Source organism: Bacteroidota bacterium (genome assembly GCA_039821555.1).
Taxonomy (GTDB): Bacteria; Bacteroidota; Rhodothermia; order Rhodothermales; family Rubricoccaceae; genus JBCBEX01.
Genome location: JBCBNX010000005.1, coordinates 82,127 through 108,525, shown reverse-complemented (window position 1 = coordinate 108,525; position 26,399 = coordinate 82,127). Strand labels below are relative to the sequence as shown.

Below are 26,399 nucleotides of genomic sequence, written 5' to 3'. Positions count from 1 at the left end.
AGTCGCTCGGCTTGGGCCCGTCGCAGACCAGACGCTTTCGCTACCGGCGCGAGCACACCCTGGGCGCGGCGACCCCGGCATAAACACCTCACCGAGACGAGCCGGGTCGCTGACACTGAGCCCGGCTCCCTACACACAAACTCCGAATCATGGCGAAGCAGCAGAAGGGCGGCAAGGGCCGCCGCACGCAACGCAAGAAGATCCAGGTCGAGTCCAACGGCGCGGCCTACGTCAAGGCGACGTTCAACAACGTCATCATCACGATCACCGACTCCTACGGGAATACCATCTCGTGGGGCTCGTCGGGCAAGCAGGGCTTCAAAGGCTCGCGCAAAAACACGCCCTACGCCGCGCAGGTAGCTGCCGGCGAAGCCGCGAAGGAAGCCTACGACCTCGGCCTCCGTCGCGTCGACGTCTACATCAAGGGACCCGGCTCGGGTCGCGAAGGCGCCGTGCGTGCCCTCAGCGCCGCGGGCCTGGAGATCCTTACGATCCGCGACGTCACCCCTATCCCTCACAACGGCTGCCGGCCTCCGAAGCGTCGCCGCGTCTGAGGGTTTGCGATCGGAGTTGTTCAACTTGTGAGTGGATGCTCAAAGCAGCTGCTCAGCAGGTCGAACATCGAAGATCAGACACCCTCAATCGGAATAAGCCCGGTTGCGCCCGCTCCGTCGAGCCCTTCCTTAGGAAACGCTTCGGCGGGGGCGGACCGCACATTGTCCCAACCCACGACAACTGAGAACACATCATGGCCCGATATCGCGGACCAAAGCAGAAGCTCGCCCGGCGTTTCCGGGAACCGATCTTCGGCCCCTCCAAAGCGCTTGAGCGCAAGCCCTATCCCCCCGGACAGCACGGCCAGAGCCGTCGCCGCAAGGAGAGCGAGTACTCCGTCCAGCTCAAAGAAAAGCAGAAGGCGAAGTACACCTATGGCCTCCTAGAGCGTCAATTCCGCAACCTCTTTGAGAAGGCGTCCCGCAAGAAAGGCATCACTGGCGAGAACCTGCTCCAGTTCCTGGAGGCGCGCCTCGACAACGTGGTCTTCCGCCTCGGCTTCGCGCGGACACGCCGACAGGCCCGGCAGCTCGTCAACCACGGGCACGTGATGGTCAACGACCGTGTGTCGAACATCCCGAGCCACCAGCTGCGCGCGGGCGACATCGTGGAGGTCCGGCCCAAGAGCAAGAACCTCGAAGTGATACAGGACGCTGTAGCGCGCAATCGCCGCAACTTCCCGCACCTCGAAGTCGACCGCGACCGCCTCACCGGCAAGTTCCTCGACTACCCGCAGCGCGAGGACATCCCGGAGCAAATCCGCGAGCAGCTCATCGTTGAGCTGTACTCGAAGTAGCACTGCCCACCGCCCGCCCTCGTCCCGAGCGCGGGCGGGTCCCTCGCCATCCTGCCCCACAAGCACCCGCAACCACCGATGAGCAACCCCCTGCTCCAGATGCCCGAGGGCGTCCAGGTCGAGGAGATGACCGCCACCTTCGGCCGCTTCGTCGTGCAGCCGCTCGAGCGCGGCTTCGGCGTCACGATCGGCAACGCCTTCCGGCGCGTGCTGCTCTCCTCGCTGCGTGGCACCGCCATCACGGCCCTCAAGATCGACGGCGTCCAGCACGAGTTCTCGACCATCCCCGGCGTGACCGAGGACGTCGCTGACATCATCCTCAACCTCAAAGGCCTCCGCTTCAAGGCGCAGGACGAGGAGGACGAGGAAGGCGTCATCTCGTTCGAGCTCAAGGGCCCCGGCACCTGGTCCGGCCAGGACGTCGCCGACGCCACCGCCGAGTTCGAAATCCTTAACCCCGAGCATCACATCGCCACGCTGGGCGACGAGGCCAGCCTACTCGTGGACCTGCGCCTCGGCCAGGGCCACGGCTACGTCGCCTCCGACGACAACAAGCGCGCGGACGACCCCATCGGCGTCATCGCCATCGACTCGATCTTCACGCCCATCCGCAACGTCCGCTACAACGTCACGCCCACGCGCGTCGGCCAGCGGATCGACTACGAGCGGCTCACCGTCGAGATCGAAACCGACGGCTCGATCACGCCCGAGGACGCCCTGACCAGCGCCGCCGCCATCCTCCGCGACCACATCGGACTCTTCGTCCAGGTCGAGCAGGAGCCGGAGCCGACCAAGCAGGAGACCGAAGTCGACGCCGAGGTGCAGCGCATCCGCACGATGCTCAACCAGTCGGTTGACGACCTCGAGCTCTCCGTACGCGCGCAGAACTGCCTCAAGGCGGCCCAGATCAAGTCCATCGGCGACCTCGTGCGCCGCGAAGAGAGCGAGATGCTCAAGTTCCGCAACTTCGGGCGCAAGAGCCTGATGGAACTCGTGCAGGTGCTTGAGGAGCGCGGCCTCCGCTTCGGCATGGACGTCAACAAGTATCTCGAACCCGAGGCAGCCTAGCGGCTGCGTCCAGGGTCACGCGTCGTGGGTCTAGGGTCGGGATGACCTGTGACCTGGGACGCACGACCCACGACCACAGAAATCATGAGACACGGAGTCAAACTCAAAAAGATGGGGCGCACGGCGGCGCACCGCAAGGCCACGCTGGCCGCGATGTCGTCGGCGCTCATCGAGCACAAGCGCATCAAGACCACCGCCGCCAAGGCGAAGGCGCTGCGCATGTTCGTCGAGCCCATCATCAACCGCGCCAAGGAGGACACGACGCACAACCGGCGTCAGGCATTCCGCTACCTCCGCAACAAGTACGCGGTGAAGGAGCTCTTCGGCGACATCGCCTCGAAGATCGGCGACCGCCCCGGCGGCTACACGCGTATCGTCAAGCTCGGCTCGCGCGCAGGCGACGCCACGGAGATGGCCATCATCGAACTCGTCGACTACAACGACGTGCGTCCCGATGGCGCATCGAGCGGCAGCCGCAAGCGTACCCGTCGCAGCGGTGGCCGCCGTCGCAAGAAGAGCGGCGACGCCCAGCAGGCCGCACCGGCAGCTCAGACTGAGGCTACGCCCAAAGCCGACGACCTCACCAAGGTCTACGGCATCGGCAAGGTATTCTCCGGCGCGCTGGCCGCGAACGGCATCACGACGTTCCAGCAGCTCGCCGATGCCGACCTCGACACGCTGCGCGGTGTCATCGCCTCCGACAGCGACACGAGCGACGAGGCTGCCAACGAGGAGACGTGGGCCGAGCAGGCCGCCTTCCTCGCGAAAGGTGACACCGAAGGCCTCGCGGCCTACGTCGAGTCGATGAAGGCTGCCAAGGCTGGCGCAGACGCCCCTGAGGCCGACGCGGCAGACGATGCCAGCGAGGAAAAGACCGGCGACGCAGCCTAGCTCGTCGCCGATCCCGACCGTAAGCGCCCCGCCAGCTTGATGCCAGCGGGGCGCTTCCCATTGACGCGAGGGCCACGAGATACGTCGTAGGTTCGGTCCCACCGCACTCCCAACGGACGGCTGCTACACGGACGGCTGCTACTACGTTCGAGAACAAATTACCCACCTTGTCATGCTGAACTTGATTCAGCATCGCAGCGATGCTGGGTAGCATCGCAATTGTCAGAGATTGGCTTCGCCGACTTTCGGCTCTGAGACGAGCTCAGGATGACACGGTCGTAGTTTTTTGAGCAAAGCCAGCACGATAGTCCCTAGCTCATTGTCCTTCCTATGCGCCTCTCTGCCTCTATCCTCGGCGCCGACCTCGGCGATCTCCGGACCGACGCCCGCGCTGCTATCGACGCCGGGTGCGAGTGGTTGCACGTCGATGTGATGGACGGACACTTCGTGCCCAACATTTCCTTCGGGGCACCGGTGATGAAGAGCCTCCGCGCGCTCGCAGAGGAGACGGCCACGTTGCTCGACGTGCACCTGATGATCGAAGAGCCAGATCGCTACCTCGGCGACTTCGCCGACGCCGGGGCCGGGCTCTTGACCGTGCACGCCGAGGCGTGTCCGCACCTGCATCGCACCGTGCAGCACATCAAGGAGCTAGGCTGCCAGGCGGGCGTCGCGCTCAACCCGGCGACGCCGCTCAGCGCACTCGACCACATCCTGCCTGACCTTGACCTCGTGCTCGTCATGTCCGTCAATCCAGGCTTTGCAGGGCAAGCTTACATCCCGACTACGACGGCGAAAATCGCTGGGGTCGCCCACCGCGCTGCGCAGGAGCAGCCCGACCTCTACATCCAGGTGGACGGCGGCGTGACGCCCGCCAACGCGGCTCAGAACGTAGAGGCGGGGGCCAATGTGCTCGTCGCTGCGAGCGCCATCTTCAAGGGCGCCGGATCCATCGCCGAAAATGTGCGGGCGTTCCGTGAGGCGGTGACTCACTGAGCCGCGCTGCCGGTGGGGTCAGGCGGTGCGGGGGGAAGCACGAAATCGAACGGGGGGCGGTCGAAGCGCCAGGTGCGGTAGCGCTCCACGACCTCCATCGCGCCCGTTGCAAACTGCACGGTCTGCGACCGCTCGACCGGGTGGCCTGTCTCCGTGTCGAGCCACAGCGTGGCGGTGCCGGACGGTTGCCCTTCAATCTGGATCGCGAACGTGAGCGGCTGCAGCGTTCGTCCGCGGCGCTCCTCCGGTGAGCCCCAGGCAAGGTCGTGGGCCGTCACCCAGGCCGCGGCGGCGCCGTCAGCGTGGTCGGGCGGCGTGTCGGCGGTGAGCAGTGCCAGGTTGTGCAGGACGCCCATCCCGAAGAAGCCGACGACGAGTGCCTCGTTGAGCGCGGGCGGCGTTGGGACCGGCGCGTCGAAATCGGTCAGGCCGTCGCGGCCGTAGACCATCTGGCCGCCATCGGAGAGCGCGCTCGGGGAGACCGGCTGGCCTGCAAAGGTGCCGGAGGCGCGCAGCCAGGCGCGGTTCTGCGGGCCGAGCCACAAGGCGCCCGAGAGGTTCGCCGTCCGCCCCGAGTCCGCAACCACGCTGAAGTCGACCCGCACGAAGCGCTGGTCAAGCAGACCCTGCCGCAGCGTCTCGAACGCCTCAGTCGGGGGCATGTCCAGCACGGCCGCCGCCGCGCGTGGGTTGGGCGCTGCCCGGCGCTCGTTCGTTCCGCAGCCCACTGCCAGAGATAGGAGCAGGCTCGCCGCCAGGAGTGGATAGCCGATGGCCGATCGTCTACCCACCATAGGCCTTCAGGAAGCGGATACCCGCCTCGATGCCCTGGTGGAAACGGTCGAGGCCGAAGTGCTCGTCGGGCGAGTGGATGGCGTCGGTGTCGAGGCCGAAGCCGAGGAGCACCGAGTCGAGGCCGAGCAGCCGCTTGAAGTCGGCGACGACGGGGATCGAGCCGCCCTCGCGGGTGAAGTAGGGGTCCTGGCCGAACACCTCGCGCATCGCCTGCTTGGCGGCCTGCATCGCGGGCGCCGTGATGTCGACGATGGCACCGTGCCCGCCGTGGAGGTCGGTGAACGTGAGCTTCATCGTGTCGGGGACGTGCGCCTCAAAGTGGCGGCGTAGCTTCTCGGTGATCTCGTCCGGCGTCTGGTCCGGGACGAGGCGGCACGAGATCTTGGCGCTCGCCTTGGAGGGCAACACGGTTTTTGCGCCCTTGCCAATGTAGCCGCCCCACATGCCGTTCACGTCGAGCGTCGGGCGCGCGGACACGCCTTCGAGTGCGGTGAAACTCCCCTCAGTCTTGGTCGTGGAGACGCCCACCTCGCCCGCCCACTCGGCGACATCGAAGGGCAGCGCGGCGAACTGCTCGCGCTCGGCGTCGGAGAGCGGGCGCACGTTGTCGTAGAAGCCCTCGACGGTGATGCGGTGGTCGTCGTCGTGCAGGTCAGCGATCATCCGGGCGAGCGCGTTGATCGGGTTCTCGATCGCCCCGCCGTACATCCCCGAGTGGAGGTCGCGGCTGGGCCCCTCCAGCGTCACCTCGACGAAGGCCAGCCCGCGCAGCCCGTAGGTGATCGACGGGATGCCGGGGCCGAAGAGGCCCGTGTCAGAGATCAGCACCACGTCGGCGGCGAGCAGGTCCGCGTTCGCCTCGATGAACGGGGCGAGGTGCACGGAGCCGCTCTCCTCCTCGCCCTCGATCAGGAACTTGAGGTTGACGGGCAGGTCGGTGCCGCTCTGGAGGTAGGCTTCGAGCGCCTTGACGTGCATGAACGCCTGGCCCTTGTCGTCGCAGGCCCCGCGGGCGTAGAGCGTGCCCGTGCGCGCGTCGCCGTCTTTGATGACGGGCTCGAAGGGCGGGCTCGTCCAGAGGTCCAGCGGGTCGGGCGGCTGGACGTCGTAGTGCCCGTAGACGAGGACGGTCGGCTTGTCGTCGCCCGCGCGGTGCTCGGCGTAGACGATGGGGTGCCCGCCGGTCTCCATCAGCCGCACTTCCTGCACGCCGACGCGCGCGAGTTCGTCGCGGAGCCAGGTTGCGGCGCGGCGCGTCTCGTCGTTGTACGCGGGGTCCGTCGAAATCGACGGGATGCGCAGCCAGTTCTGGAGTTGGTCGACGAACGTGTCGGCGTGGTCGTGCGCGTAGGCGAGGGCTTGGTCCATGATTCGTTGTCCTTGGTCACTGGTGAGGGCGGCTGGGCGGTTCCCTGTCGTCGCTGACCAGTGACTGGTGACCAGGGACAAGCCGACTACGCCCGTGCGTGCAAAATAAGCCGGGGGCTCTCAGGCGTGTGCGGGTCGCCGTCGTAGGTCCCGTAGGTGTCGAGGAGCGTCAGGCCAGCGGCGTCGTAGAGCGCAGCGATGTCGTCGCGGGTGAGCAGGCGGACCGACTCCGTAAAGACGTGGTCCTCGGCCGCGATACCCTCGGCCTCGTCGAACTCGAAGCAGCAGAGCGTGATGCGCTTCTCGACGCGCGGGCCGCCCGGCGCGTCCTCGGCGATCCAGCGCTCCTGCGTCACGTCGATGCTGTCGAGCGTGCGCACGTCGCGAGGGACGAGGTGCTGGCGGACGTACGACGCGTTGAGGAAGTCCTGGACGAGGAAGCCGCCCGGCTTGAGCGCCTGCGCCATCGCGCTGACCGCGCGGGCGTGGTCGGCCTCGTCGGCGAAGTAGCCGAACGACGTGAAGAGGTTCACAACGCCGTCGAAGCGCTGCTGGAAGTGCGGCAGCCGCATGTCGCCGACCATGAACCGGACGCGTTCGCTCAAGCCCTCCTGTTTCGCCCGCTTGCGCGCCGTGGCGATGGCGTTCTCGGAGAGGTCGAGACCAGTGACGTCGTAGCCGCGCTGGGCGAGGAGCCGTGCGTGGCGCCCGCGCCCGCAGGCGACATCGAGAAGCGCCGCGTCGGGTGCGGGCGCGGCGACGCGCTCGATGAGGTCGAGCAGCCGCCGGGCGTCGGCGAGGTTGCGGTTCTGGTAGACGACCTCGTAGGCGTCAGAGTCAAACCAGGCTTCGTACCAGGACATGCGGGGCAGGGGCGAGGAGAAGAGCGTGCCCCAACCTACCACTGCACTGGGTGCTCGGGTTCTCCAGGGGTTCGGTGTTTCAGTGAGCTCCCACTGAACTGCTGAGAAATTGAACCCCTGAAGCCCTCGGCTTCCTACTCAAACGGGAACAGGTCACTTTACCTCGATCGCCTTCGGTACTGGTTCGACACGTGGGTTGCACCAAAGCGATTTCGACAGCACTCCAAGCCCACCGACCTCCACTATGATTAAGGGAGCACTTACCCCTGCTTTCTCCTCGAAGGCAAAGAGCGCGCAACCGGAACGTGACTCATTTGGGCGTAGGTATATGTCGTCTGGCAGGATACGCAAGTCGGCGAAAAGTGGATCGACCTCGTAGAAGAGAGCTGAATACACATGGGACTTGGCGTCAAGCTCATTTAGGGCAGAGTCAAAAGAATCTATAGGTTCTAGGCTGACGAGGGGAACGCGATTGGCTCGGGTTGTGCCCCAGTCGAGAATGATATCCGTTATGGAGCGAGGCTGGTCCGAGTTGTTTGTCACAACCAGAAAAGCTAGTGCTGCACCAGTGTCCAATCGACTCTTACCAACAGCCAGGTTTTTGATCTTGAGGCTGATCCCCAAGTCGCCGTCGGTAGTCGACTTGCTAAGTCTTATTCCTGCCTCAAGTAAACCGAATGCTGCGGATGCTGTCTCGATAATTGACAAGGGTTTGAGGGGTGTTTAAAGGTTGGTGTCCAAAGGCTTAACTCCTACTCAAATGGAAACAGGTCGCCGGACTTGAGCGGCGGCTGGTAGTCGAAGTGGTCGTAGGCGCGGCGGGCGGCGACGCGCCCGCGCGGGGTGCGCGCCATGAAGCCCTCCTGGATGAGGTACGGCTCGTAGACCTCCTCGATGGTGCCGGGGTCCTCGCCCACGGCCACAGCGAGCGTCGAGACGCCCACGGGGCCGCCCTCGAACTTCTCCAGGAGCGCCAGCAGAATGCGCGTGTCCATGTCGTCCAGCCCGGCCTCGTCCACGTCGAGCGCGTTGAGGGCGCGGTCGGCGAGCGCGATCGTGATGACGCCGTCGCCGTCCACCTCGGCGAAGTCGCGGGCGCGGCGGAGGAGCCGGTTGGCGATGCGCGGCGTGCCCCGGCTGCGGCGCGCGATCTCGTGCGCGCCCTGCTCGTCGATCTCCACGCCGAGCACATCGGCGGAGCGGAGGACGATGCGGCGGAGCACATCGGCGGTGTAGTAGTCGTAGCGGAAGTCGATGCCGAAGCGGGCGCGCAGCGGGGCGGTCAGCAATCCTTTGCGCGTCGTTGCGCCGACGAGCGTGAAGGGCGGCAGTGCCAGGCGCACGCTCCGCGCGGACGGGCCGGAGTCGATCAGGATGTCGATGGCCCCGTCCTCCATCGCCGAGTAGAGGTACTCCTCGATGACCGGGCTGAGCCGGTGGATCTCGTCGATGAAGAGCACGTCGCCTTCTTCCAGATTGGTCAGCAGCCCCGCGATCGAGGCGGGCTTATCGAGCGCCGGGCCGGACGTCGTCTTGACGGCTGCGCCCATCTCCTCAGCGATAATGATGGCGAGGGTTGTCTTGCCGAGGCCGGGCGGACCGGAGAGCAGCACGTGATCGAGTGTCTCGCCGCGTTGCAGGGCGGCGGTCATGAAGACGCGGAGGTTACTCTTGATCTTCTCCTGCCCAATGAACTCGTCGAGCGAGCGGGGGCGGAGCTGCCGTTCGAGGTCAGCGTCGCGGGTGTCGGGCTGGGCGGCGAGCGGGCCGCGTTCGGGCGTCGTCATGGCGTCACTGCTGGGCATCGGCGCGCGGCGCGGCCTGCGCGGGTAGAACCTGGAGAGGGGGGGCGAGAGCTACAAGCTACGCGCAGGCGGTGTCAGCCTCGTGTCATGGGTTCCGAAGCCGAGAGAGCACATTTTGTCCACAAGGTTTGGCGAAAAAATGTGTCGATTATGCGCTCCATTTGAGGCTCTCGGCGAAAATCGCGTTGCAAAACCAGGAGGTTATTGACACTGGCTCGGTAACCTTCTAGGTTATGGGTACGATGTTTGCTGTAGACCACGTACTCGTGTCCGACGCGGTGCTCGACGCGCCCTTCGCCTGCCACCTCGGCCGCTGCCTCGGCGGCTGCTGCGTCCACGGCGATCGGGGCGCGCCGCTCGACCCAGACGAACGCCAGGAGCTCGAACACGCGCTCCCTGTCGTCCGGGACCGCCTTCGCCCCGAGGCCCTCGCCGTCATCGACCGCGACGGCGTCTGGGAGGAGGATGAGCCGGGGCACTACGCCACGACTACCGTCGACAATCGCGAGTGCGTCTTCGTCGTCTACGACCGCGCCGTCGCCAAGTGCGCCCTGCAACAGGCGTACCACGCCGGCCGCCTCACCTTCGAGAAGCCGATCTCCTGCCACCTCTACCCGATCCGCATCGAGACCTACCCAACCGACGATGGTCCTGGCACCGACGTCGTCAACTACGAGCAGATCGACCTCTGCCGCCCCGCGATCAACCATGGCACGCGCACGAACACCCAACTCGCCGACTTTCTCGAAACGCCGCTGACGCGCAAGTACGGCCCCGACTGGTACCAGCGCTTCCGCGCAGCCGTCCGCGACCGCATCGCCACGCTCAACGACGCGATGCGCCGTGAGTAGCAAGAAACAAGTGACAGGTAGCAAGACACTCGCACCCAAGGCCTCCTTGACACCTGCCACTTGGCACTCCTCTAAGCTTTCCCTCCCTCCTCCGTCACCCCGGCGGTCCAGCCGCACTCTCCGCCATGCTCAACCTCCAACAAAAGCAAAGCCTGCAGCAGAAGCTGTCGCCGCAGCAGATCCAGTATATCAAGCTGCTGCAGTTGCCGACGCTCGCGCTCGAACAGCGCATCAAGGCCGAGCTGGAGACCAACCCGGTCCTCGAAGAGGGCATGGAGGAAGAGGACGAGATCATCCAGACCGAGCCTGACGAGTCGCCGACGGCTGAGGGCGTAGAGGACCGCCCCGACGCCGACCAGCGCGACACCGAGGCCAATTCCGAGGACGACTTCGACTGGGACGAGTACCTCAACAACGGCGACGACCTCTACGGCTACAAGGCGCAGGTCGACCACTCTGCGCTGGAGGAGGACCGCGAGATTCCGATGCCCGCGCGCACCACGCTCGCCGAGAACCTCCTCGACCAGATCGGGCTCTTGAGCCTCAACGACCACGAGACGGTCATCGCCGAGCAGGTCATCGGTTCCATCGACGAGGACGGCTACCTCCGCCGCCCCATCACGTCGATCATCGACGACATCATGTTCAACCAGGGCCTGATGCTCACCGAGGACGACGTTGAGAAGGTCCTCACGCGCATCCAGCGCCTCGAACCGGCCGGGATCGCCGCGCGCGACCTGAAGGAGTGCCTGCTCGTCCAGCTCGACGTGATGCCGTCCGACACGCCGGGCCGCACGCATGCCCGCCAGATGCTCACGACCGCCTACAAGGCGTTCACGATGAAGCACTTCGGGACGATCATGCGCAAGCTCTCCATCGACGAGGAAGAGCTGAAGGAGGCCTACGACTTGATTCGCTCGCTCAACCCGAAGCCCGGTGAGGGCGAGTTTTCGGCGCAGATCAACTACATCACGCCCGACTTCACGGTCAAGGAGGTCGACGGCGAGTTCATCATCACGCTCAACGGCCGCAACGCGCCCGAACTCCGCGTCAACCGGCACTACCGGCAGATGTGGAACCAGATGTCGGTCGACAAGAAAAAGGGCCGTCTCGCTGCCTCGAAAGCGGGTGCGAAGAACGGCCGCAACGGCCGCAAGCGCCACGGACGCTCCAACGAGACGCGCACGTTCCTCAAGAGCCGCCTGGAATCGGCGCGCTGGTTCATCAACTCGATCAACCAGCGGCGACAGACGATGCTCAAGGTGATGCACGCCATCGTCGAGATCCAGGAGGACTTCTTCCGGATGGGCGAAGGCCACCTCAAGCCGATGATCCTCAAGGACGTTGCCGAGATCATCGAGATGGACATCTCGACGGTGAGCCGCGTCGTCAACGGGAAGTACGTCCAGACCGAGTGGGGCGTCTACGAACTGAAGTACTACTTCTCCGAAGGCCTCACGACCGACAGTGGCGAGGAGGTATCGAACAAGGAGGTCAAGGCGATCATCGAGCAGATCATCGCGGCCGAGGACAAGCGCAAGCCGCTCTCGGACCAGAAGATCGCCGACGCGCTCTCGGAGAAGGGCTTCAACATCGCCCGCCGCACCGTCACGAAGTACCGCGAGCAGCTCAACATCCCCGTCGCGCGCCTCCGCAAGCAGATCGTGCTGGCGTAGTCAATCGTGCTGGCGTAGTCAGAGGTTGGGCTACACGTCGAACGACTCGCCGCGCTCGGGGATGGCGACGTCGGCCCAGCCGTCTTCGTTGAGCGCGTGCGTCATGGCTTGCTGGCGTTCGAGGTCGCCGTGGACGAGGAAGATGCGCTGGAGGCGGTCGCGGTCCTGCGTGCCGACGAAGTCGACCAGGGTTGGCTCGTCGGCGTGGGCGCTGAAGAAGTTGAGCACCTCCACGTTCGCGCGGAGCTGGTGCGGCTGGCCGAAGATCTTGACCTCGCGCCGCTCTTCGACGATGCGCCGCCCGAGCGTATGCTCGGCCTGGTAGCCGACGATCAGCACCGTGTTTTTCGGGTTCTCGATGTGGTTGCGGAGGTGGTGGAGGATGCGCCCGGCCTCGGCCATGCCGCTCGCCGAGATGACCACGAACGGCACCTTGAGGTCGTTGAGCTGTTTCGAGCGCTCGGCCTCGCGGACGTATTCGAGGCGCTTGAAGCCGAACGGGTTCGGGTCGGCGAGCATATAGTCGAGGAGGTCGCGGTCGTAGCACTCGGGGTGGCTCTGGAAGACGCCGGTGACGTTGACCGCGAGCGGGCTGTCGACGAAGACCGGCAGGTCCGGCAGCGCGCCTTCGGTGGCGAGCTGGTCGAGGTAGTAGACGAGCGTCTGCGTGCGCCCGACGGCGAACGCCGGGATGATGACCTTGCCGCCGCGCGCCGCCGTCTCGCTGATGATCTCGCGGAGGCGGTCCTTCGCCTGGTCGGCGGGCTCGTGGGTGCGCCCGCCGTAAGTCGACTCGGCGATGAGCACGTCGCAGTCGGCCATCGGCTGCGGGTCGCGGAGGATGGGGCGGTCGGGCATGCCGAGGTCGCCCGTGAAGCCGACGCGCTTCGTGGTGCCGCTTTCCGTGACCGAGAGCACCATCGACGCTGAGCCCAGGATGTGCCCTGCGTCGCGGTACTCGACCGAGACGCCTTCGACGGGCGTGAACGGCTGCCGGTAGCCCACGCCGACGAAGAGGTTCATCACGTCCTCGGCGTCCTCCATCTCATAGAGCGGTTCGACCTGCGGCTGGCCGCGCTTGCGGAGCTTGCGGTTGTAGAACTCGGCGTCCTTGCCCTGGATGTAGGCGCTGTCGCGGAGCATGAGCGCGCAGAGGTCGCGCGTGGCGTGCGTGGCGTAGATGCGCCCGCGGAAGCCCTCGCGGTAGAGCTTCGGAAGCAACCCGGAGTGGTCGATGTGCGCATGCGAGAGCAGAACGACATCGAGCGAGGCGGCGTCGAAGCCGAAGGTGCGGTTGATGCGGTTGGCCTCGGAGCGGCGGCCCTGGTAGAGCCCGCAGTCGAGCAGGAGGCGGTGGCCGCTGGCGGTTTCGACGAGGTGCTGCGAGCCGGTGACGGTGCGGGCCGCGCCCCAGAAGGTGAGTCGCATGGCGAGGGGGGATCGAGGGGAGAAGAGCGTGGGGGAAGGTAGGGAGGCGACTGGTAACTAGCGACTAGAGAAGAGGAGGACGAACTCGTTTAGGCGCGGCGAGGTGGCTAGTTTGCTTCCACGCAACACGCAACACGCAACAAACCACAGCGAGCACCGAGAGCGTCCCACAAGCGAGCGAACTACAAACAAAAGGTCGCAGGCTGTCCCCCTTGTCCAGAAAAGGGCTTGCAGCCTTGGACGAAAACAAGGAGATTAGATGTCCACCCCTGCCCGCATCGCCGCGCCCTCGGCTTCGCTGCTTCTGCCTTTGTGTCTCGGGCGCGCCTGCTCGTCCTGATGCGGCGCGTGTCTTCTTTGCTCTTCAGGATGGCGACCACGGTCACCAGCAACGGCTCCTCCTCGCGCGCCGCGGCCGCCGCCGCGCTGCTCGGGCGCGCACTTCGCTTCTTGCGCCGCCCGCCCAAAGCGAGCCCGGCCGGCGTGGCCCGCGGCGACCTCGAAGCGCTCTTCGGCATGCCCGTCGGCGACCTCGCGCTCTACGAGCGGGCGCTGCGCCACCGCTCCGTGCTGCGCGGCCAGCCCGACAGCCATCTGCTCTCCAACGAGCGCCTAGAGTTCCTCGGCGACGCCGTGTTGGGCATGATCGTCGCCGAGCGGCTCTACGACGAGTTCCCCGACCGCGACGAGGGCTTCCTCACGCGCATGCGCGCCAAGCTGGTCAACGGGCAGGCGCTCGCAGCCTACGCCGAGGCCATCGATCTCGGCCCGCTCATCCTCATGAGCGACAACATGGCCTCCACCGACGGCCGCCACAACGCGACCATCCTTGCCGACGCCTTCGAGGCGATCCTCGGCGCGCTCTACCGCGACCAGGGCATCGAGGCGGCGCGCACGTTCGTCCTCGACCTCCTCGACGAACGCGTCGACTTGGACGACCTCGCCGCAACGCGCAGCAACTACAAGAGCCTACTCCTGGAGTACGCCCAGGCCCGCGCGTGGCCGCAGCCGTCCTACCTCGTCGTCCACGAGGAGGGGCCGAGCCACGATCGCCGGTTCACGGTCGAGGTGCACGTGGGCGAGAACGCCTACGGACGGGGCACGGCGCGCTCCAAGAAGAAAGCGGAGCAGAAAGCCGCGCGCGTCGCGCTGGAGTATTTCCGGCAGGCCGCAGAGGACGGAGCCGAGGTGACGGTGGATGCCGAGAGCGACGCGTAGCGGTGCGCGCCGTGCAGAGAGCTCGAGTCGTCGAAGGCGGATAGCGGACGGCGAGGCGCTGCCTTACTCCTTGCCTTGGACGGCAGCGATGGCCTTGCGGTCGAAGCGCAGCTTGGTCGTGTTGCCATCGACCTCTACGAGCACGGTGCCGTCGTCGAGGCTGTGGACTTTGCCGTGGATGCCGCCGATGGTGGTGACGCGGTCGCCCTTCTTGAGCGCCTCGATCATGGCCTGGTGCTGCTTCTCGCGGCTGCGCTGCGGGCGGATGATGAAGAAGTAGAAGACCACGAAGATCAACCCCATCATGATGAGGAAGCTCGGGTCGAAGCCGGGCGCGGCTTGGGCGAGAATGGGCGTCATGGCGTGGATCTGCGATGCAGGTGGGAGGTGGGGGTGTTTCCCGCGCAGAAGATACGGGGCTGGTCCCGGCCGATCCGTGCGCCGCGCGTGGATTCGGGCCCGCTAGCGGCGGGGCTGCGTCGTCCACCAGACCCACGCGACGAGGACACCTTGCACCGGCAGGCGCGCCCACCAGCCCCACGCGGGCACCCCGAGATCGGCGTAGTCCGCCGGGTTGAGCGCCATGTGGACGTGCGTGAGGAGGAACACCACCAGCAGCGCGATCAGACCGAGCCCGGCCCAGCGCCGCGTCACTTTCGGGAGCACGCCGAGGCCGCCGAGCACCTCCGCGACGCCGCTCACGTAGACGAGCAGCAACGGGGCGGGGAGGTAGGGTGGGATGAGGCGCACGTAGGGTTCCGGGTTCACGAAGTGCATCGCGCCGGCCCCCACGAACAGCGCCGCGAGCCCCCAGCGAGCCCCTCGCCGCCACCGGCTTTCGGATCCCTGGTGCGTCATGCGACTATGGCTGCCCGTTCACCCCGGACCACAGGCACACCGATCATGCCTCGCCCTTGTCGAGGCGCGCGAAGTAGCGGCGGCGGTCCATCGCCACGATGCGGATGCGGCTCCCGGCCGCGATGAACTCACCCTCGGTCTGCACCTCCACCCGCTCCCCGTCGATCTCCGCGACGCCCGTGGGGCGCAGCGGCGACACCGCGGTGCCGGAGCGCCCGAGGTAGCGGGCCCGGGTCTCCTCCTCAAGCAAGCGGTCCGAGGGCGAAGAACCGAGGTCCGACTGCAAAACGAATCGGTTCCACGCTCCAGAGCGCACGAGTGCGATGCCGAGCAACCCGCTCAGCACGACGGACCCACCGAGCGTCACGGCACCGCCTATCAGACCACTCGTCACAAACGCATAGCCGACGCCCAGCAGCAAGCTGAGCACCCCCGCCACGCCGACCACGTTGAGGCCGGGAATGAAGTAGACCTCGGCCGTGATCAGCGCGAGGCCGACCAGTACGAAGAGCAGCGGCGTGATGAAGTCCACAGCGCGGCGAGGAGCAGGTGAGGGGGACGTTGGGCGAAATCTACGGGCCAGCGCGCCAACAGATGCACCCTATCCTGCGCAACGGCTCCGATCCGAGGCAGAAAGCCAGAGAGACCGTGCCCACTGACGTGGAGCCGGGTGCCTCGCTGACATCGCAGCCTACATCGCAGCCGACATCGTAGCCGACGTTGCTGTCGCGCCGGTTTGCCTCGTCATACCCGACGTCGCCGCCGTTGAAGTGGGGCGTTGAGCCGCCACGGGGCGTGATCGCGCATCCGAAGTCGGGGGGCTCCGTAGATTGCGCCGTGCCACCCGCGTCCGGCACGCGCTGCCGGCCGCCCTCTCGTCCACCGACCCGCTCTCCAGCCCCATCCAGCCATGCGTAGCACCGGCTCCATCATCGTTCTCGTCCTCGTCCTCATCCTCGGCTTCGGCGGCTGCGTCGGGTGCGGGGCCTACAACTCGCTCGTCACCCAGGACGAGAGCGTCAACCAGGCATGGGCCGACGTCGAGAGCCAGTACCAGCGCCGCGCCGACCTCATCCCGAACCTCGTCGCGACGGTCGAAGGCGCCGCTGACTTCGAGCAGGAGACGCTCACGCAGGTCACCGAGGCCCGCACGCGCGCCGTCAACGTGACGCTCACCGCCGAGGACCTCAACAACCCGCAGGCCGTCGAGCAGTACCTCAACGCGCAGCAGCAACTCGGCGCGGCGACGGGCGCGCTCATCAACGCCGTCCGCGAAGACTACCCCGAACTCGGCGCGACCGAGGCCTTCCGCGACCTCCAGGTGCAACTCGAAGGCACCGAGAACCGCATCTCGGTCGCCCGCCAGCGCTACAACGAGGTTGTCACGGACTACAACCAGCAGGTTCGTCGCATGCCGACGGCGCTCTTCGCCGGGATCTTTGGCTTTGATCGCCGCACGCCGTTCGAGGCCGACGCGGGGGCCGAAGACGCGCCGGATGTGAGCTTCGACTAGCGGCCGTCTTTCAGCCTAGCGGGTTCGGCGGCTCAGCAAGTGGTGCGTGTTGCGTATTGCGTTGAGGAGCGCTACCCCAACACGTACCACCTAACACGCAACACGGTCGTGGGTCTCCGATTTCTGCTTCTCGTCTGGACGCTGCTCCCCACGCTGACGGTGGGCGCACAGAGTTCGGACGTGATCCCGCCGGTGCAGGACCTCGTGGTGGACCGCGCGGGCCTGCTCTCGCCGAGTGAGGCGCAGGCGCTTCGGCAGGACCTGCTCGCCTACGAGCGGGAGACGTCCACGCAGATCGTGGTGGTGACGCTGCCTGACATCGGCGGGGCCGATCCGGGGATGTATGCGACCGAACTAGGGCAGACGTGGGGCGTCGGGCGCGGCGACGTGGACAACGGCGCGGTGCTGCTCGTGGTGCGCGACACGCGGCAGGTCTACATCGCGACGGGTTTCGGGCTCGAAGGTGCGGTGCCGGACGCGCTCGCGGGGCGCATCGTGCGCAACGTCATCGTCCCGGCGTTTCGGCAGGGCGACTTCTACGCGGGCATTCAGCGCGCCGTCGATGCGATCCAGGCCGCGGCGGCGGGGGAATACGAGGCCGTCCCCGAAGCGCCCGAGGGCGAGGGTGTCAACGTGGCGCTGATCTACCTCGGCATCCTGCTCGCCTACTTCATCATCAGCGGCCTGATCAGCGGCACGGGGGGCGGCTCCTCGGGCGGACGTCGTCGTCGCTCTGGACCGGGCATCGTTGTGCTCCCAGGCAGCTTTGGCGGGTCGAGCCGGGGCGGGTTTGGCGGCGGCGGCTTCGGTGGGGGTGGTTTCGGCGGGTTTGGCGGCGGCGGCTTCGGAGGCGGCGGCGCAGGCGGTAGCTGGTGAGCCGATGCTCGAAGTGGAAAGGGCGGAGGTGGAAGCGGGGGCAATGATGAAGTGCCAAGGCACAGGCGCAAAGTGAGTCGAGGCAGGGCGCGACGCTATGCTCGAGAGGAGCCCCTGGGGTGAGGCGGGGCGCCGTCGACCTGGCGCAGCCATCGGCGTATCTTCGCCTATTCGCTCGCTTTCCGCGTTCCCCACGCGCGCATGGACCGACTTCAGACGCTCCTCACCTACTACGAGGACGACCCCGAGGACCCGTTCACCCGCTATGCCCTCGCCACCGAGTACCGCAAACGCAGCCAGACCGACGACGCCCTGGCCCTCTTCGAAGGGCTCGTGGCCGACCACCCAAACTACGTCGGTACCTACTACCACCTTGGCAAGCTCTACGAAGACCTCGCCCGACTCGAAGAGGCCATCGCGACCTACCAGGCGGGCATCCGCACGGCGCAGCGCCTCGGCGACCTCCACGCCCGCGCCGAGCTCCAGAGCGCGCTCCTCGAAGCCGAGGGTCTCGGCTTTGACGACTGACGACACGGATGGCTGACGACACGCCCACAGCCCTCGCGCTGACGCTCCGATCATGACACGTCTCCTCCTGCTCTGCGGTCTGCTCTTCCTCGTGGCCGCGCCGCCCACGCTCGCCCAGACAACCTCCGCGTACGTTGTGGAGCGCGGCGACACGCTCTACAACATCGCCCAGCGCTTCGAGACGACGGTCTTCGACCTTCGCCAGGTCAACGGACTGCTCGACAACCGCATCCAGGTGGGGCAGACCCTCCGAATTCCCGGGACGACACCGCCGTCGTCTGCAGTGCCGCCGTCCTCGCCGTTAGCTTCCGCTCCTCCCGTGCCTGCGGTCGTAGATGACACCGGGGCGCTCGTGCACACGGTGCGGCCTGGGGAAACGCTCTATCGCCTCTCGGTATGGTTCGATACCTCGGTCGATGAACTGATGGGGTGGAACGGACTGACCGACACGCAGCTGAGCGTGGGACAGCGCGTGGTCGTACGCCAGGCCGCGCAGGTGGCCGCGGCGAGCCCGGCTCGGGAGGAAGCTGTGCCGCCCCCGAGCGAGCCGACCGAGTCTGCCGTTCCTCCTACCGATGCCGTCCAGGACGAGGAGCCTGCGGGCGCGGACGTGGCTGCGACGCTGCCGGTGGACGCCGACGAGCCGGAGGAAACGAGGGCGACGGTGCCGCCCCCGGTGCCAGGTGGCGTACTGCCAGGCGGGCTCTCGAGCGCCGACCTCGCTGACGATCCGAATGCGGAGGAGCCCGATGTGGAAGCTCCCGAGGAATCGGTGCCGTCGAATGACGCGGCTTCGACGACCGCGTCCGTGCCACCGACAGCGCCGCTCCCGGCCCCGCGCTCGCTCCAGCCAGCCGAGGTGGTCCAACTCACAGTGGCCCCGCCGCCCTTCGTCATGACCGACACCACCGTGCCGGCCGATGAGGTGCACCTCGTGCGGCGCGGCGAGACGCTCTACGCCATCGCATCGCGCTACCAGATCGGGGCACAGGCGCTCGTGAGCGCCAACCCCGGGCTCACGACGGCACCGCTCGTCGCGGGGCAGCTGTTGTTCCTTCCCGAGGAAGTGGGTACGATGCAGTACCACCGCACCGTCCAGGCATCGCTGCCGCCGCCCACGGAGACGGGCCAAGTGCTCGTCTATCCCGACGGCCTCGCTGGCCGCGCGATGGCCAGCGGCGTTGCCTACGATCCCGATGCGCTCGTCGGGAGCCACCGCGACCTACCGTTCGGGAGCGTGGTGCTCGTCACCAATCCGGCACTCCAGCGCAGCGTGTTCGTGCGGATCGCCGACCGTGGTCCGGTGAGTGGTCAGTTCGTCATGGAACTGTCGCGCCGCGCTGCCGAAGCGCTCGGCCTCGACCCGGCGCAGGCCGCGAGCGTGGACATCCGGATGGTCCCCTAGACATGCCGCTGCTGGACTGGGACCCCACGGACGTCATCGAGTGCTTGGAGGTGGTGCCTGACGAGGAGGAATACAGAGTTCGATATGGCTTCTCGTACTGCTGCGAGGGGCTCCGCCTCAGGCTCGGCGTGTGGCCTCTCGAGAGCCTGGTGGCTCTGTCGATTTGCCGAGAAGGGGTAGAGCAAGCCATCGTGACGTTCTGGTTCTACGTGTTGGACCGGATCCGGCAGGTCAAACACACGTCGGAGAGCTGCCTTCTATTCGAGAGGGTAGTGCTCCTTGCGGGACCAAACCCTCTTGATGATGACGAACTGAAGCATGTCAAGGCAGAGTTGTCGCTTCGGCTTCAGGCCCGGCCTCGTATACAGGCTGCCTTCGTGTGATGGGAGTAGGCTTTGTGCGGGCCGCGTGAAGCCGAAGGGGTGGTGCCGCCACGGATGCACCCGGGCACGGGGTTTGGCGTATACCGGCCTGTCAAGTCATTCCCACCAACCGCTGCCAGAACGGCAGTTCGGCCATGACCACCAACGCTTTTCGCACGGCGGCGCTGATGGCGGCGCTCATCACCCTCTTCGCCCTCATCGGGCAGGCGCTCGGCGGTAGCCAGGGCCTCATCATCGCGTTCGTCTTCGCTGTCGGGATGAACTTCTTCAGCTACTGGTTCTCGGACAAGATCGTGCTGAAGATGTACAAGGGTCGCGAGGTCACGCGCGACGAGGCCCCGGAGCTCTACGACATGGTAGACCGACTACGCCAGCGCGCCGACCTCCCCATGCCGAAGGTCTACATCACGCCCAGCGACCAGCCCAATGCCTTCGCCACGGGCCGCAACCCGGCCAACGCTGCCGTCGCCGTGACGAATGGCATCGTGCGGATGCTCACGAAGGAGGAACTCGAAGGTGTGATCGCGCACGAGCTCGCGCACATCAAGAACCGCGACATCCTCACGTCCACCATCGCGGCGACGGTCGCCTCGGCGATCACGCTGCTGGCGCGCTTCGCCATCTTCATCCCGGTGGGCCGCGACAACAACGGCGGCGGGCTCCAGGCCCTGCTGATGCTCATCCTCGCGCCCATCGCGGCGATGCTGATCCAGATGGCGATCTCGCGCGCCCGTGAGTTCGCGGCCGACGCCACGGGGGCCGACATCGCGGGCACGCCGAACGGCCTCGCAGGCGCACTCGCGAAGCTGGAGCGCGGCGCGGCATCTATCCCGGCGGACGCCAATCCAAGCACGGCGCACATGTTCATCGTCAACCCGCTCGCAGGGCGCATGGGCGGCTTCCGCAACCTCTTTGCCACGCACCCGCCCACGCAGGACCGCATCGAGCGGCTGATGGCGCGATAGGGCTATCGGCTCAAGGCCGTCGGCTCTCGGCAGCACAAACGACAGCGCCCGGCTTCCAACGCGGAGGCCGGGCGCTTCTGTATCGGAAGTGCACGTCGCTAGCCGAAAGACGAGCGCCGACAGCTCACCTAGAACATCTTAGGCGGCTCGTTGGTCTTCTCGGCCTCCTGGACGTGGCGCTGGAATTCCTCGTCGTTCCAGCCCTGATAGATTGACACGGTGGCGAAGAGCGCCATGGCGAAGGCGAGCACGAGGAAGGCGAGGACGAACAGGCGGTTCTGCTTGCGGTTGAGCGGCATCGTCGTGGGGATGTCGTCGGAGGAGACAAGGGGAGCAACGCAGTGTAAACGAGGGCTAGGGCGCTGCGTTCGCTTGGGACTACCGGATTCGCAGACCCTCCGCTTAGAGTGAGGACGCTCGCTGGCCTGGCAGTCTGTGCGCGGGGGCTAGCATCAGCGGTAGAGTAAAGACAGTAGAGGTCTAGGTTTGGCGACACTGAATAGTTTGGCCGTTTGTAATAGATTTTCCGAAACTGTATGATGTAGGTGCCCCATCGCCCCGTCTTTCATTCACGTTTCTACTGAGTCCGCCATGCAGCCACATCCTCTCTCTGGCAGTCTAGCGGTTACGTTTAGTAAGGGCAGTGCTTTCCTGGTATCGCTCTTGCTCGCATGGGGGCTGGCCGGAGGAACCGCACAGGCACAAGGGCCTGGGTTTGTCTGCGGGTCACACGAAGACCAGGGAGGCACCGGCGCAGCCGGAGGTACGGCTGCTAGTAGTTCTGTGGTAGGCGGTACCTGGCGCACGCTTATCATCTTTGCTCGCTTCGCGGACGCGAACGCCGAGAGCTGCCACCAGCAGTGGCCCGCCTCATCGGCCATGCCACAGGTGGCGGACACGATGCTCAACTTTCAGGTCGGAAATCCAGCCTCCTTCCAGCCCGGGTCGCTCGGCGACTTCTTCTTTAGCCAGTCGCGAGGCAAGTTCGAGTTGTATACCGATGTGGTAGGCGTAGAGCTAGGCCCATCCTCTGGCTATGCTACCAACGCCACGGACTCGGCGCGTGTAGACTGGGGTAAGGTGTCACAGGACGCGATATTGGCGGCAGCCGCCGTGAAAGACTTCTCCGAGTACGACCATGCCAGCGACGGCGTCATCGACTACGTGTTCGTTTTTCTGCGTGACAACGGCACGCTTCGACCACCGGCGGGAGGCGGAGGCCTCGAATTCAGCGGCATTGCCTCACTGGGCCTAGACTCGACGCTCACAGTGGTGTCGCCGGGCGGGAATATCGAGGTGCCAAGCAACCTGGGGACGTTCATGCGGTGGCAGTCGATCAACCCGCTCTCCAACAACCTGCTCCTGGCCGCGCACGAGTTGGGGCACCACATCTGGAAAGATGTGATCCACCTGAACCCCATTGCGGGTAACTACGTGCCCATGCGCCGCACCGAGACGCTGTACGACGACGAGGTGATCCTCCCGGGTGACTCGACCTACGCCGACAAGATTGCGGGCTATGCGTTAATGCGAGGTCAAGGAACTGCCGAGGAAACATTACCCCCCACCTCCCCTTCTGCATTCGAGCGGCACCTCATCGGCGAGGCCACGGAGACCACTTTCGATGACTGGATCGAGTGCCCACGGCTTTCGAGCGCAGGCACCTATCAACTCGAGGACTTGATCGACTCGGACCGGTGCTACTCGCTCCGCCTCACCTCCGAGCGCAGTCTCTACCTCTCGAATGTCCAGAACGTGAAGCCGTGGACCGACCGGCCTATTGTGAAGGCTAACCTGAGCAACTGCGGAGGCTGCGTCGACATCAACTCGTTCCAGAACACCGACTATGGCCTGATGGTCGAATTGGGAGAGATACAGAGATTCCCCTCCTCCAACAGCAGGACATGGCGACGCGACTTGATTCCCGCAGACGGGGACCTTGCCAACATCGACGACTGCCGACTGGCTACGAACACGCCTCCCTCCCTCTACGATCTCTACGACGGCGACCTCTGGGAACCGAGCCGCGACGTGCAACTCTCGGCCTGGACGCGGCCCAACATCCAGGGGTTCTCGACGGCTGCCCAGGTACCCTCCGGCTATCCCTTGTTTCCTGTCATCGACAACATCCGATACGTCTCCGGAAGTACCACGATTGCGTTTGACTACTACGATGATCCGTTTACCCTGCCATATGTGTCGATACGCGAGGACTCGTGGATGGGACCTGAGACCAACAATCGGTCGTTTGAGGGCCAGGTGCGCGTCAAGAGTGGGGTGACGCTCACGTTCGACGGCGGAGACACGGGTACGCTCATTGACTTCGAAGAGGGGATATTCGTTGAAACAGGAGGAGCCGTGCGGATCGGAGACAACGTGACGCTGCGGTTCGGGTCGGGCGAACGCCTCATTGTGAACGGCACGCTGGATTCGTTCGGCGCGGACGGTGTCACGCTCGCCCCCATCCCCTGCGGTTCCTTCTGTTCAACGGGCAACGACACCTGGGGTGGGGTCTACTACCGGCCCGGCAGTTCGGGCACGCTCCGCAACACGACGATTACCGACGTGGTGGGCTCGCCGGGGACCTCCATCTACGTGTGGAATGCCAACGTAACGCTGGAAGGCGTTACGCTGCAGGACGGCGCAGGCGATGGCCTCTTCGTCACCGGTAGCAACGCTGACGTCACAATGCGATCTAGCGCGCTCGGGTCATCGAGAATTCTCGACCACAACCAGCATAATGGTGTGGTTGCTACTTCAGGAGCAAACGTGATCCTTGATGACGTAATCATCAGAAATAGCGGGCTCGCTGGCGTCTACGCCGATGATGGGGCCGACATCTTTATGCGCCTCTCTACGGTGGACGAAAGCGGCGAGAACGGCGCGAAGGCCAACGACAATGGTCGGGTCGTCTTTGGGCACGTCGGGCTCGGCGGCTTGATTACGGGCCAGAACAATCTTGTTGCGGACAGCCAGACCAGCACCCTCTCCTCGCAACTCGGTGCCACGATCTACGGCGGCGGCGCTGGTGTCAAGTTCGACTTCAACTACCGCCACAACTGGTTCCGGCTCAACAGCGGCAACCCCAATCAGAAGCATGCTACGATTGGCTACGCCGAGGTGATCGCGGAGTGCAACTACTGGGACGAGCCGACCGGCCCGGACCTGGCGCGTGTCTCTATCGGCGGCTACGGCACCTTCGACGGCTCGCCGTTCCTCTACGATCCGCCTGCCATTTCGACCACCTGCGGGACTACGCCGCCCTCGGATGACCTCACGACGAGCGGGGGCACGTTCGCACGTGGCACTGCCGCAGGGATGGAGGGTGCCAAGGATGATGGTAGTGAGGAAGGTGGGCCGCCGCAGGGTATGTCGGAAGACCGCTGGCTCGCCATCGCGGAGGGCGCTGAGAACCCCGACCGGAATGTCGGCATCGGCCATGTGGTGAGCGCGATTCAGCGTGCCCGGACGCCGTTTGAGACCCAGCGTGGGTTCGATGTGGCCGCCCAACTCGGGCGCAATGAGGCACACCCCGGCCTCGAAGGCTTCCTGCACGGGCAGAGCCGGACCCGGAAGCACGGAGGCTATGCGCACGCCGCACTCGCGGAGGTCTACTACGGCACGGGTCGCCACGACGAGGCGCGTGCGACCGCGACAACGCTCACGACGGAATACGCGGGGACCGACCACGCGCGCCGCGGATGGCTCACGCTCCACGCTGTCGCACGAGATGCGGGCGACTTCGCGGAGGCGGAAGCCGCCCTGGCGGCGCTGCGCGCTGGATGGCCCGAGCATGAGACCGAACTCCTTGAGCGGGCACTCGCTGTGGCGAGCGAAGGGGATCTCGTCGAAGGCGGCGGAGCCTCGGCTCCAGGCACCCCGCGCACGGCAGCGCCTTCCGTGCAGGCCTCCACGGTGGACGGGACGGTGCCAACGACGACCGAACTGCGTGCGCCGTATCCCAACCCGACGGCCTCAGGCGTGACGGTGCCGCTGGCGCTCGCGCGCGACGCTGAGGTGACGTTCTGGCTCGTGAACACGCTCGGGCAGCGGGTGCGCGCTCTCGAAGCGCAGACCGCTCGTGCGGGCGTGCACGCCTACGAGATCGACACGGCGGGGCTGGCTCCGGGTGTGTACCTAGTGCAGGCGACCGTGAGGACCCAGGCGGCGACGGAGCAGTTCACGCGGACGCTCACGGTGGTGCGATGAGAAGCCGTGACAGAAAAGCCGCAGCGCTGGCGACGGCACTGCTGCTGGCCACACCGGGCGGCTTCGCGCAAGAGGCTTCGCCCGTCGCGTGGGAGGTCGTTCCGAATGCGACGGATGCTTGGGACCTCTCGGTGGCGGGGGACTCGACTGTGTACCTCACCGGTGGGCGAGGGACGTGGGTGTGGCGGCGCTCCGGCCCTGACCGCTTCGTCGAGGTCAATGATCGGCAAATCCATGAACGCGTCACGATGACCTCGAACGGGCGCTTCTTCTTTGTCTCTGACGGGCTGCGCATGTCGAAGGACTATGGCCGCCGCGCCCTCGTGGCAGTAGAGCGCGGGGAGGCGGTGATCGAGACGCACTCCGGCGCGCTCGTCGCCGCCACCGACAACCTCGGCGTCGAGCGCTCCACCGACGGCGGCGACTCCTGGACCGTCATCGGCCGCGACGATCCCCTCTTCCAGAGCGTCTTCGGGCGCGCCTTCGCCCAGAGCCCGCCCACGCCGGAACTCCCCCACGGGCGGCTCGTCGTGGCAGGCCTCGGCGGCGCGGCGGTTTCCACCGACGACGGGCTCACCTGGCAGTCGTCGAACCTCACGCAGTTCTTCGGCTACGACTCGGAGGACGTGATCTACTCAGGCTACCAGGACGCGTTTTACACGTACATGAACGGCCCGGTGGAGGACGGCGGGAGCGAGAAGGGGGTGGTGCGCGAGAGCACGGACGGGCGCACGTGGACAACGCGGGGGCGGCTGCCGGCCGACATCTTCGGTTTCGTAGGTCGGCTGGCGGCAGGCGAGGATGGGAGCCTGTGGGGCATCATGGACAGCGGGCGCGACACGACGCAGTTTGGCGCGGTGTACCGTTCGCTGGACCGTGGAGCGACGTGGGAGAACGTGGGACAGTTCGACGGAGAGGAGTTGGTAGGCGACTCGTTCCGCATGGAGGACATCGTAGTGGATTGGGAAGGCCGGGTGTGGGTAGGTACGTCGCGGACGGTGCTGCGCACGGTCGAGCCGGTAACGTCGTCGGCAGGAGAGGAGGTGCCGGGAACGCCTGGAGCGGTGAAGCTGGGCGCGGTCTACCCCAACCCGACGACGAGGGCCGTGACGGTGCCTCTCGTGCTGGGGAAAGCCGCCGACGTGCGTGTGGCGGTCGTGGACCTCCTCGGCCGCGAAGTCGCGCGGCTGGCGGAGGGCACGCGCGGCGCAGGCACGCACTCGCTCACGTTCGAGACGGCGGGCTGGCCGGCGGGGGTCTACGTAGTCCGCGCCACCGCCGGTGCGACGATCGCCACGCGGCGGGTCACGGTGGCGCAGTAGCGCTCGGTACGTCCGGTACGCGCAGGCGCG

General features: G+C 66.1%; 25 protein-coding genes and 1 pseudogene. 16 read left to right on the top strand and 10 right to left on the bottom strand.

The window, feature by feature from the left end; genetic code table 11:
• The first annotated feature begins 149 nt into the window (after window positions 1-149).
• The 5 genes and pseudogenes from rpsK to rpe all read left to right on the top strand — a co-directional run bounded on the left by rpsK (window position 150) and on the right by rpe (window position 4,306).
• Window positions 150-554, top strand: coding sequence for a 30S ribosomal protein S11 (rpsK, locus tag AAFU51_08030; protein ID MEO1571204.1), 405 nt, complete (start codon window positions 150-152; stop codon window positions 552-554).
• Window positions 555-748: 194 nt separating this feature from the next.
• Window positions 749-1,351 (top strand): 30S ribosomal protein S4, encoded by a 603-nt coding sequence (gene rpsD / locus AAFU51_08025; protein MEO1571203.1) that lies wholly within the window; start codon window positions 749-751, stop codon window positions 1,349-1,351.
• A gap of 78 nt (window positions 1,352-1,429) precedes the next feature.
• The gene (locus AAFU51_08020) at window positions 1,430-2,419 is read left to right on the top strand and encodes a DNA-directed RNA polymerase subunit alpha (GenBank protein ID MEO1571202.1); all 990 of its coding nucleotides are present in this window, start codon (window positions 1,430-1,432) and stop codon (window positions 2,417-2,419) included.
• An 84-nt stretch (window positions 2,420-2,503) separates the two neighbouring features.
• Window positions 2,504-2,872: pseudogene (gene rplQ, locus AAFU51_08015) on the top strand (50S ribosomal protein L17).
• Window positions 2,873-3,640: 768 nt separating this feature from the next.
• Window positions 3,641-4,306, top strand: coding sequence for a ribulose-phosphate 3-epimerase (rpe, locus tag AAFU51_08010; protein ID MEO1571201.1), 666 nt, complete (start codon window positions 3,641-3,643; stop codon window positions 4,304-4,306).
• Here the strand turns inward: rpe and AAFU51_08005 are convergent.
• The 5 genes from AAFU51_08005 to ruvB form a co-directional block, all read right to left on the bottom strand.
• Entirely contained in the window at window positions 4,300-4,968 is a 669-nt protein-coding gene (locus AAFU51_08005) for a hypothetical protein (GenBank protein MEO1571200.1), read from the bottom strand. The two genes, rpe and AAFU51_08005, sit on opposite strands and share 7 nt — an antisense overlap.
• Window positions 4,969-5,089: 121 nt before the next feature.
• Window positions 5,090-6,469, bottom strand: coding sequence for a dipeptidase (locus AAFU51_08000; protein ID MEO1571199.1), 1,380 nt, complete (start codon window positions 6,467-6,469; stop codon window positions 5,090-5,092).
• Window positions 6,470-6,555: 86 nt separating this feature from the next.
• Window positions 6,556-7,332, bottom strand: coding sequence for a class I SAM-dependent methyltransferase (locus tag AAFU51_07995; protein ID MEO1571198.1), 777 nt, complete (start codon window positions 7,330-7,332; stop codon window positions 6,556-6,558).
• Between the two features lie 153 nt (window positions 7,333-7,485).
• Window positions 7,486-8,040, bottom strand: a complete 555-nt coding sequence (locus tag AAFU51_07990) for a hypothetical protein (protein ID MEO1571197.1) — start codon at window positions 8,038-8,040, stop codon at window positions 7,486-7,488.
• Window positions 8,041-8,084: 44 nt separating this feature from the next.
• Window positions 8,085-9,119, bottom strand: coding sequence for a Holliday junction branch migration DNA helicase RuvB (gene ruvB, locus AAFU51_07985; protein ID MEO1571196.1), 1,035 nt, complete (start codon window positions 9,117-9,119; stop codon window positions 8,085-8,087).
• Window positions 9,120-9,370: 251 nt separating this feature from the next.
• Between ruvB and AAFU51_07980 the strand changes: the two genes are divergently transcribed.
• Both AAFU51_07980 and rpoN read left to right on the top strand, forming a co-directional pair.
• Window positions 9,371-9,988, top strand: coding sequence for a DUF3109 family protein (locus AAFU51_07980; GenBank protein MEO1571195.1), 618 nt, complete (start codon window positions 9,371-9,373; stop codon window positions 9,986-9,988).
• A 125-nt stretch (window positions 9,989-10,113) separates the two neighbouring features.
• The gene (gene rpoN, locus AAFU51_07975; protein MEO1571194.1) at window positions 10,114-11,664 is read left to right on the top strand and encodes an RNA polymerase factor sigma-54; all 1,551 of its coding nucleotides are present in this window, start codon (window positions 10,114-10,116) and stop codon (window positions 11,662-11,664) included.
• A gap of 30 nt (window positions 11,665-11,694) precedes the next feature.
• On the opposite strand, the gene AAFU51_07970 is transcribed toward rpoN, so the two are convergent.
• The gene (locus AAFU51_07970; GenBank protein ID MEO1571193.1) at window positions 11,695-13,092 is read right to left on the bottom strand and encodes an MBL fold metallo-hydrolase; all 1,398 of its coding nucleotides are present in this window, start codon (window positions 13,090-13,092) and stop codon (window positions 11,695-11,697) included.
• 348 nt (window positions 13,093-13,440) lie between these two features.
• Here AAFU51_07970 and rnc point away from each other — a divergent pair, with 348 nt between their 5' ends.
• A complete protein-coding gene (gene rnc / locus AAFU51_07965) occupies window positions 13,441-14,310 on the top strand; it encodes a ribonuclease III (protein MEO1571192.1) in 870 nt (289 codons plus the stop codon).
• 63 nt (window positions 14,311-14,373) lie between these two features.
• Here the strand turns inward: rnc and yajC are convergent, their stop codons facing one another.
• From yajC to AAFU51_07950, 3 genes are all read right to left on the bottom strand, one after another.
• A complete protein-coding gene (yajC, locus tag AAFU51_07960; GenBank protein ID MEO1571191.1) occupies window positions 14,374-14,670 on the bottom strand; it encodes a preprotein translocase subunit YajC in 297 nt (98 codons plus the stop codon).
• Window positions 14,671-14,772: 102 nt separating this feature from the next.
• The gene (locus AAFU51_07955; GenBank protein MEO1571190.1) at window positions 14,773-15,168 is read right to left on the bottom strand and encodes a MauE/DoxX family redox-associated membrane protein; all 396 of its coding nucleotides are present in this window, start codon (window positions 15,166-15,168) and stop codon (window positions 14,773-14,775) included.
• Between the two features lie 43 nt (window positions 15,169-15,211).
• Window positions 15,212-15,700, bottom strand: coding sequence for an NfeD family protein (locus AAFU51_07950; protein MEO1571189.1), 489 nt, complete (start codon window positions 15,698-15,700; stop codon window positions 15,212-15,214).
• 378 nt (window positions 15,701-16,078) lie between these two features.
• Here AAFU51_07950 and AAFU51_07945 point away from each other — a divergent pair, with 378 nt between their 5' ends.
• From AAFU51_07945 to htpX, 6 genes are all read left to right on the top strand, one after another.
• Window positions 16,079-16,681, top strand: coding sequence for a LemA family protein (locus tag AAFU51_07945; protein ID MEO1571188.1), 603 nt, complete (start codon window positions 16,079-16,081; stop codon window positions 16,679-16,681).
• 108 nt (window positions 16,682-16,789) lie between these two features.
• Window positions 16,790-17,557, top strand: a complete 768-nt coding sequence (locus AAFU51_07940) for a TPM domain-containing protein (protein ID MEO1571187.1) — start codon at window positions 16,790-16,792, stop codon at window positions 17,555-17,557.
• Between the two features lie 201 nt (window positions 17,558-17,758).
• A complete protein-coding gene (locus tag AAFU51_07935; protein MEO1571186.1) occupies window positions 17,759-18,085 on the top strand; it encodes a tetratricopeptide repeat protein in 327 nt (108 codons plus the stop codon).
• A 52-nt stretch (window positions 18,086-18,137) separates the two neighbouring features.
• The gene (locus AAFU51_07930; GenBank protein ID MEO1571185.1) at window positions 18,138-19,490 is read left to right on the top strand and encodes a LysM peptidoglycan-binding domain-containing protein; all 1,353 of its coding nucleotides are present in this window, start codon (window positions 18,138-18,140) and stop codon (window positions 19,488-19,490) included.
• Window positions 19,491-19,492: 2 nt separating this feature from the next.
• Window positions 19,493-19,873 carry a hypothetical protein gene (locus AAFU51_07925; protein MEO1571184.1) on the top strand — a complete coding sequence of 127 codons (381 nt, stop codon included), beginning with the start codon at window positions 19,493-19,495 and terminating at the stop codon, window positions 19,871-19,873.
• A gap of 134 nt (window positions 19,874-20,007) precedes the next feature.
• Entirely contained in the window at window positions 20,008-20,838 is an 831-nt protein-coding gene (gene htpX, locus AAFU51_07920) for a zinc metalloprotease HtpX (protein ID MEO1571183.1), read from the top strand.
• 128 nt (window positions 20,839-20,966) lie between these two features.
• On the opposite strand, the gene AAFU51_07915 is transcribed toward htpX, so the two are convergent.
• Window positions 20,967-21,137 carry a hypothetical protein gene (locus AAFU51_07915; protein MEO1571182.1) on the bottom strand — a complete coding sequence of 57 codons (171 nt, stop codon included), beginning with the start codon at window positions 21,135-21,137 and terminating at the stop codon, window positions 20,967-20,969.
• 580 nt (window positions 21,138-21,717) lie between these two features.
• Here AAFU51_07915 and AAFU51_07910 point away from each other — a divergent pair.
• Together AAFU51_07910 and AAFU51_07905 are read left to right on the top strand one after the other, a co-directional pair.
• Window positions 21,718-25,047: a T9SS type A sorting domain-containing protein gene (locus AAFU51_07910; GenBank protein ID MEO1571181.1), complete on the top strand. Its 3,330-nt coding sequence runs from the start codon at window positions 21,718-21,720 to the stop codon at window positions 25,045-25,047.
• The gene (locus tag AAFU51_07905) at window positions 25,044-26,369 is read left to right on the top strand and encodes a T9SS type A sorting domain-containing protein (protein MEO1571180.1); all 1,326 of its coding nucleotides are present in this window, start codon (window positions 25,044-25,046) and stop codon (window positions 26,367-26,369) included. Before AAFU51_07910 ends, AAFU51_07905 begins: the two co-directional genes overlap by 4 nt.
• The last annotated feature ends 30 nt before the right edge of the window (window positions 26,370-26,399 follow it).

What these genes read in the sequence shown, in the direction of transcription:
- htpX (MEO1571183.1), top strand. Translation starts at nt 20,008, where the DNA reads ATGACCACCAACGCTTTTCGCACGGCGGCGCTGATGGCGGCGCTCATC.
- ruvB (MEO1571196.1), bottom strand. Translation starts at nt 9,119, where the DNA reads ATGACGACGCCCGAACGCGGCCCGCTCGCCGCCCAGCCCGACACCCGC.
- rpsK (MEO1571204.1), top strand. Translation starts at nt 150, where the DNA reads ATGGCGAAGCAGCAGAAGGGCGGCAAGGGCCGCCGCACGCAACGCAAG.
- AAFU51_07980 (MEO1571195.1), top strand. Translation starts at nt 9,371, where the DNA reads ATGGGTACGATGTTTGCTGTAGACCACGTACTCGTGTCCGACGCGGTG.
- AAFU51_07930 (MEO1571185.1), top strand. Translation starts at nt 18,138, where the DNA reads ATGACACGTCTCCTCCTGCTCTGCGGTCTGCTCTTCCTCGTGGCCGCG.
- AAFU51_07945 (MEO1571188.1), top strand. Translation starts at nt 16,079, where the DNA reads ATGCGTAGCACCGGCTCCATCATCGTTCTCGTCCTCGTCCTCATCCTC.
- AAFU51_08000 (MEO1571199.1), bottom strand. Translation starts at nt 6,469, where the DNA reads ATGGACCAAGCCCTCGCCTACGCGCACGACCACGCCGACACGTTCGTC.
- yajC (MEO1571191.1), bottom strand. Translation starts at nt 14,670, where the DNA reads ATGACGCCCATTCTCGCCCAAGCCGCGCCCGGCTTCGACCCGAGCTTC.
- AAFU51_07955 (MEO1571190.1), bottom strand. Translation starts at nt 15,168, where the DNA reads ATGACGCACCAGGGATCCGAAAGCCGGTGGCGGCGAGGGGCTCGCTGG.
- AAFU51_07935 (MEO1571186.1), top strand. Translation starts at nt 17,759, where the DNA reads ATGGACCGACTTCAGACGCTCCTCACCTACTACGAGGACGACCCCGAG.
- AAFU51_07995 (MEO1571198.1), bottom strand. Translation starts at nt 7,332, where the DNA reads ATGTCCTGGTACGAAGCCTGGTTTGACTCTGACGCCTACGAGGTCGTC.
- AAFU51_07910 (MEO1571181.1), top strand. Translation starts at nt 21,718, where the DNA reads ATGCCACAGGTGGCGGACACGATGCTCAACTTTCAGGTCGGAAATCCA.
- AAFU51_07925 (MEO1571184.1), top strand. Translation starts at nt 19,493, where the DNA reads ATGCCGCTGCTGGACTGGGACCCCACGGACGTCATCGAGTGCTTGGAG.
- AAFU51_07915 (MEO1571182.1), bottom strand. Translation starts at nt 21,137, where the DNA reads ATGCCGCTCAACCGCAAGCAGAACCGCCTGTTCGTCCTCGCCTTCCTC.
- rpe (MEO1571201.1), top strand. Translation starts at nt 3,641, where the DNA reads ATGCGCCTCTCTGCCTCTATCCTCGGCGCCGACCTCGGCGATCTCCGG.
- AAFU51_08020 (MEO1571202.1), top strand. Translation starts at nt 1,430, where the DNA reads ATGAGCAACCCCCTGCTCCAGATGCCCGAGGGCGTCCAGGTCGAGGAG.
- AAFU51_07905 (MEO1571180.1), top strand. Translation starts at nt 25,044, where the DNA reads ATGAGAAGCCGTGACAGAAAAGCCGCAGCGCTGGCGACGGCACTGCTG.
- rpoN (MEO1571194.1), top strand. Translation starts at nt 10,114, where the DNA reads ATGCTCAACCTCCAACAAAAGCAAAGCCTGCAGCAGAAGCTGTCGCCG.
- rpsD (MEO1571203.1), top strand. Translation starts at nt 749, where the DNA reads ATGGCCCGATATCGCGGACCAAAGCAGAAGCTCGCCCGGCGTTTCCGG.
- AAFU51_07970 (MEO1571193.1), bottom strand. Translation starts at nt 13,092, where the DNA reads ATGCGACTCACCTTCTGGGGCGCGGCCCGCACCGTCACCGGCTCGCAG.
- AAFU51_08005 (MEO1571200.1), bottom strand. Translation starts at nt 4,968, where the DNA reads ATGCCCCCGACTGAGGCGTTCGAGACGCTGCGGCAGGGTCTGCTTGAC.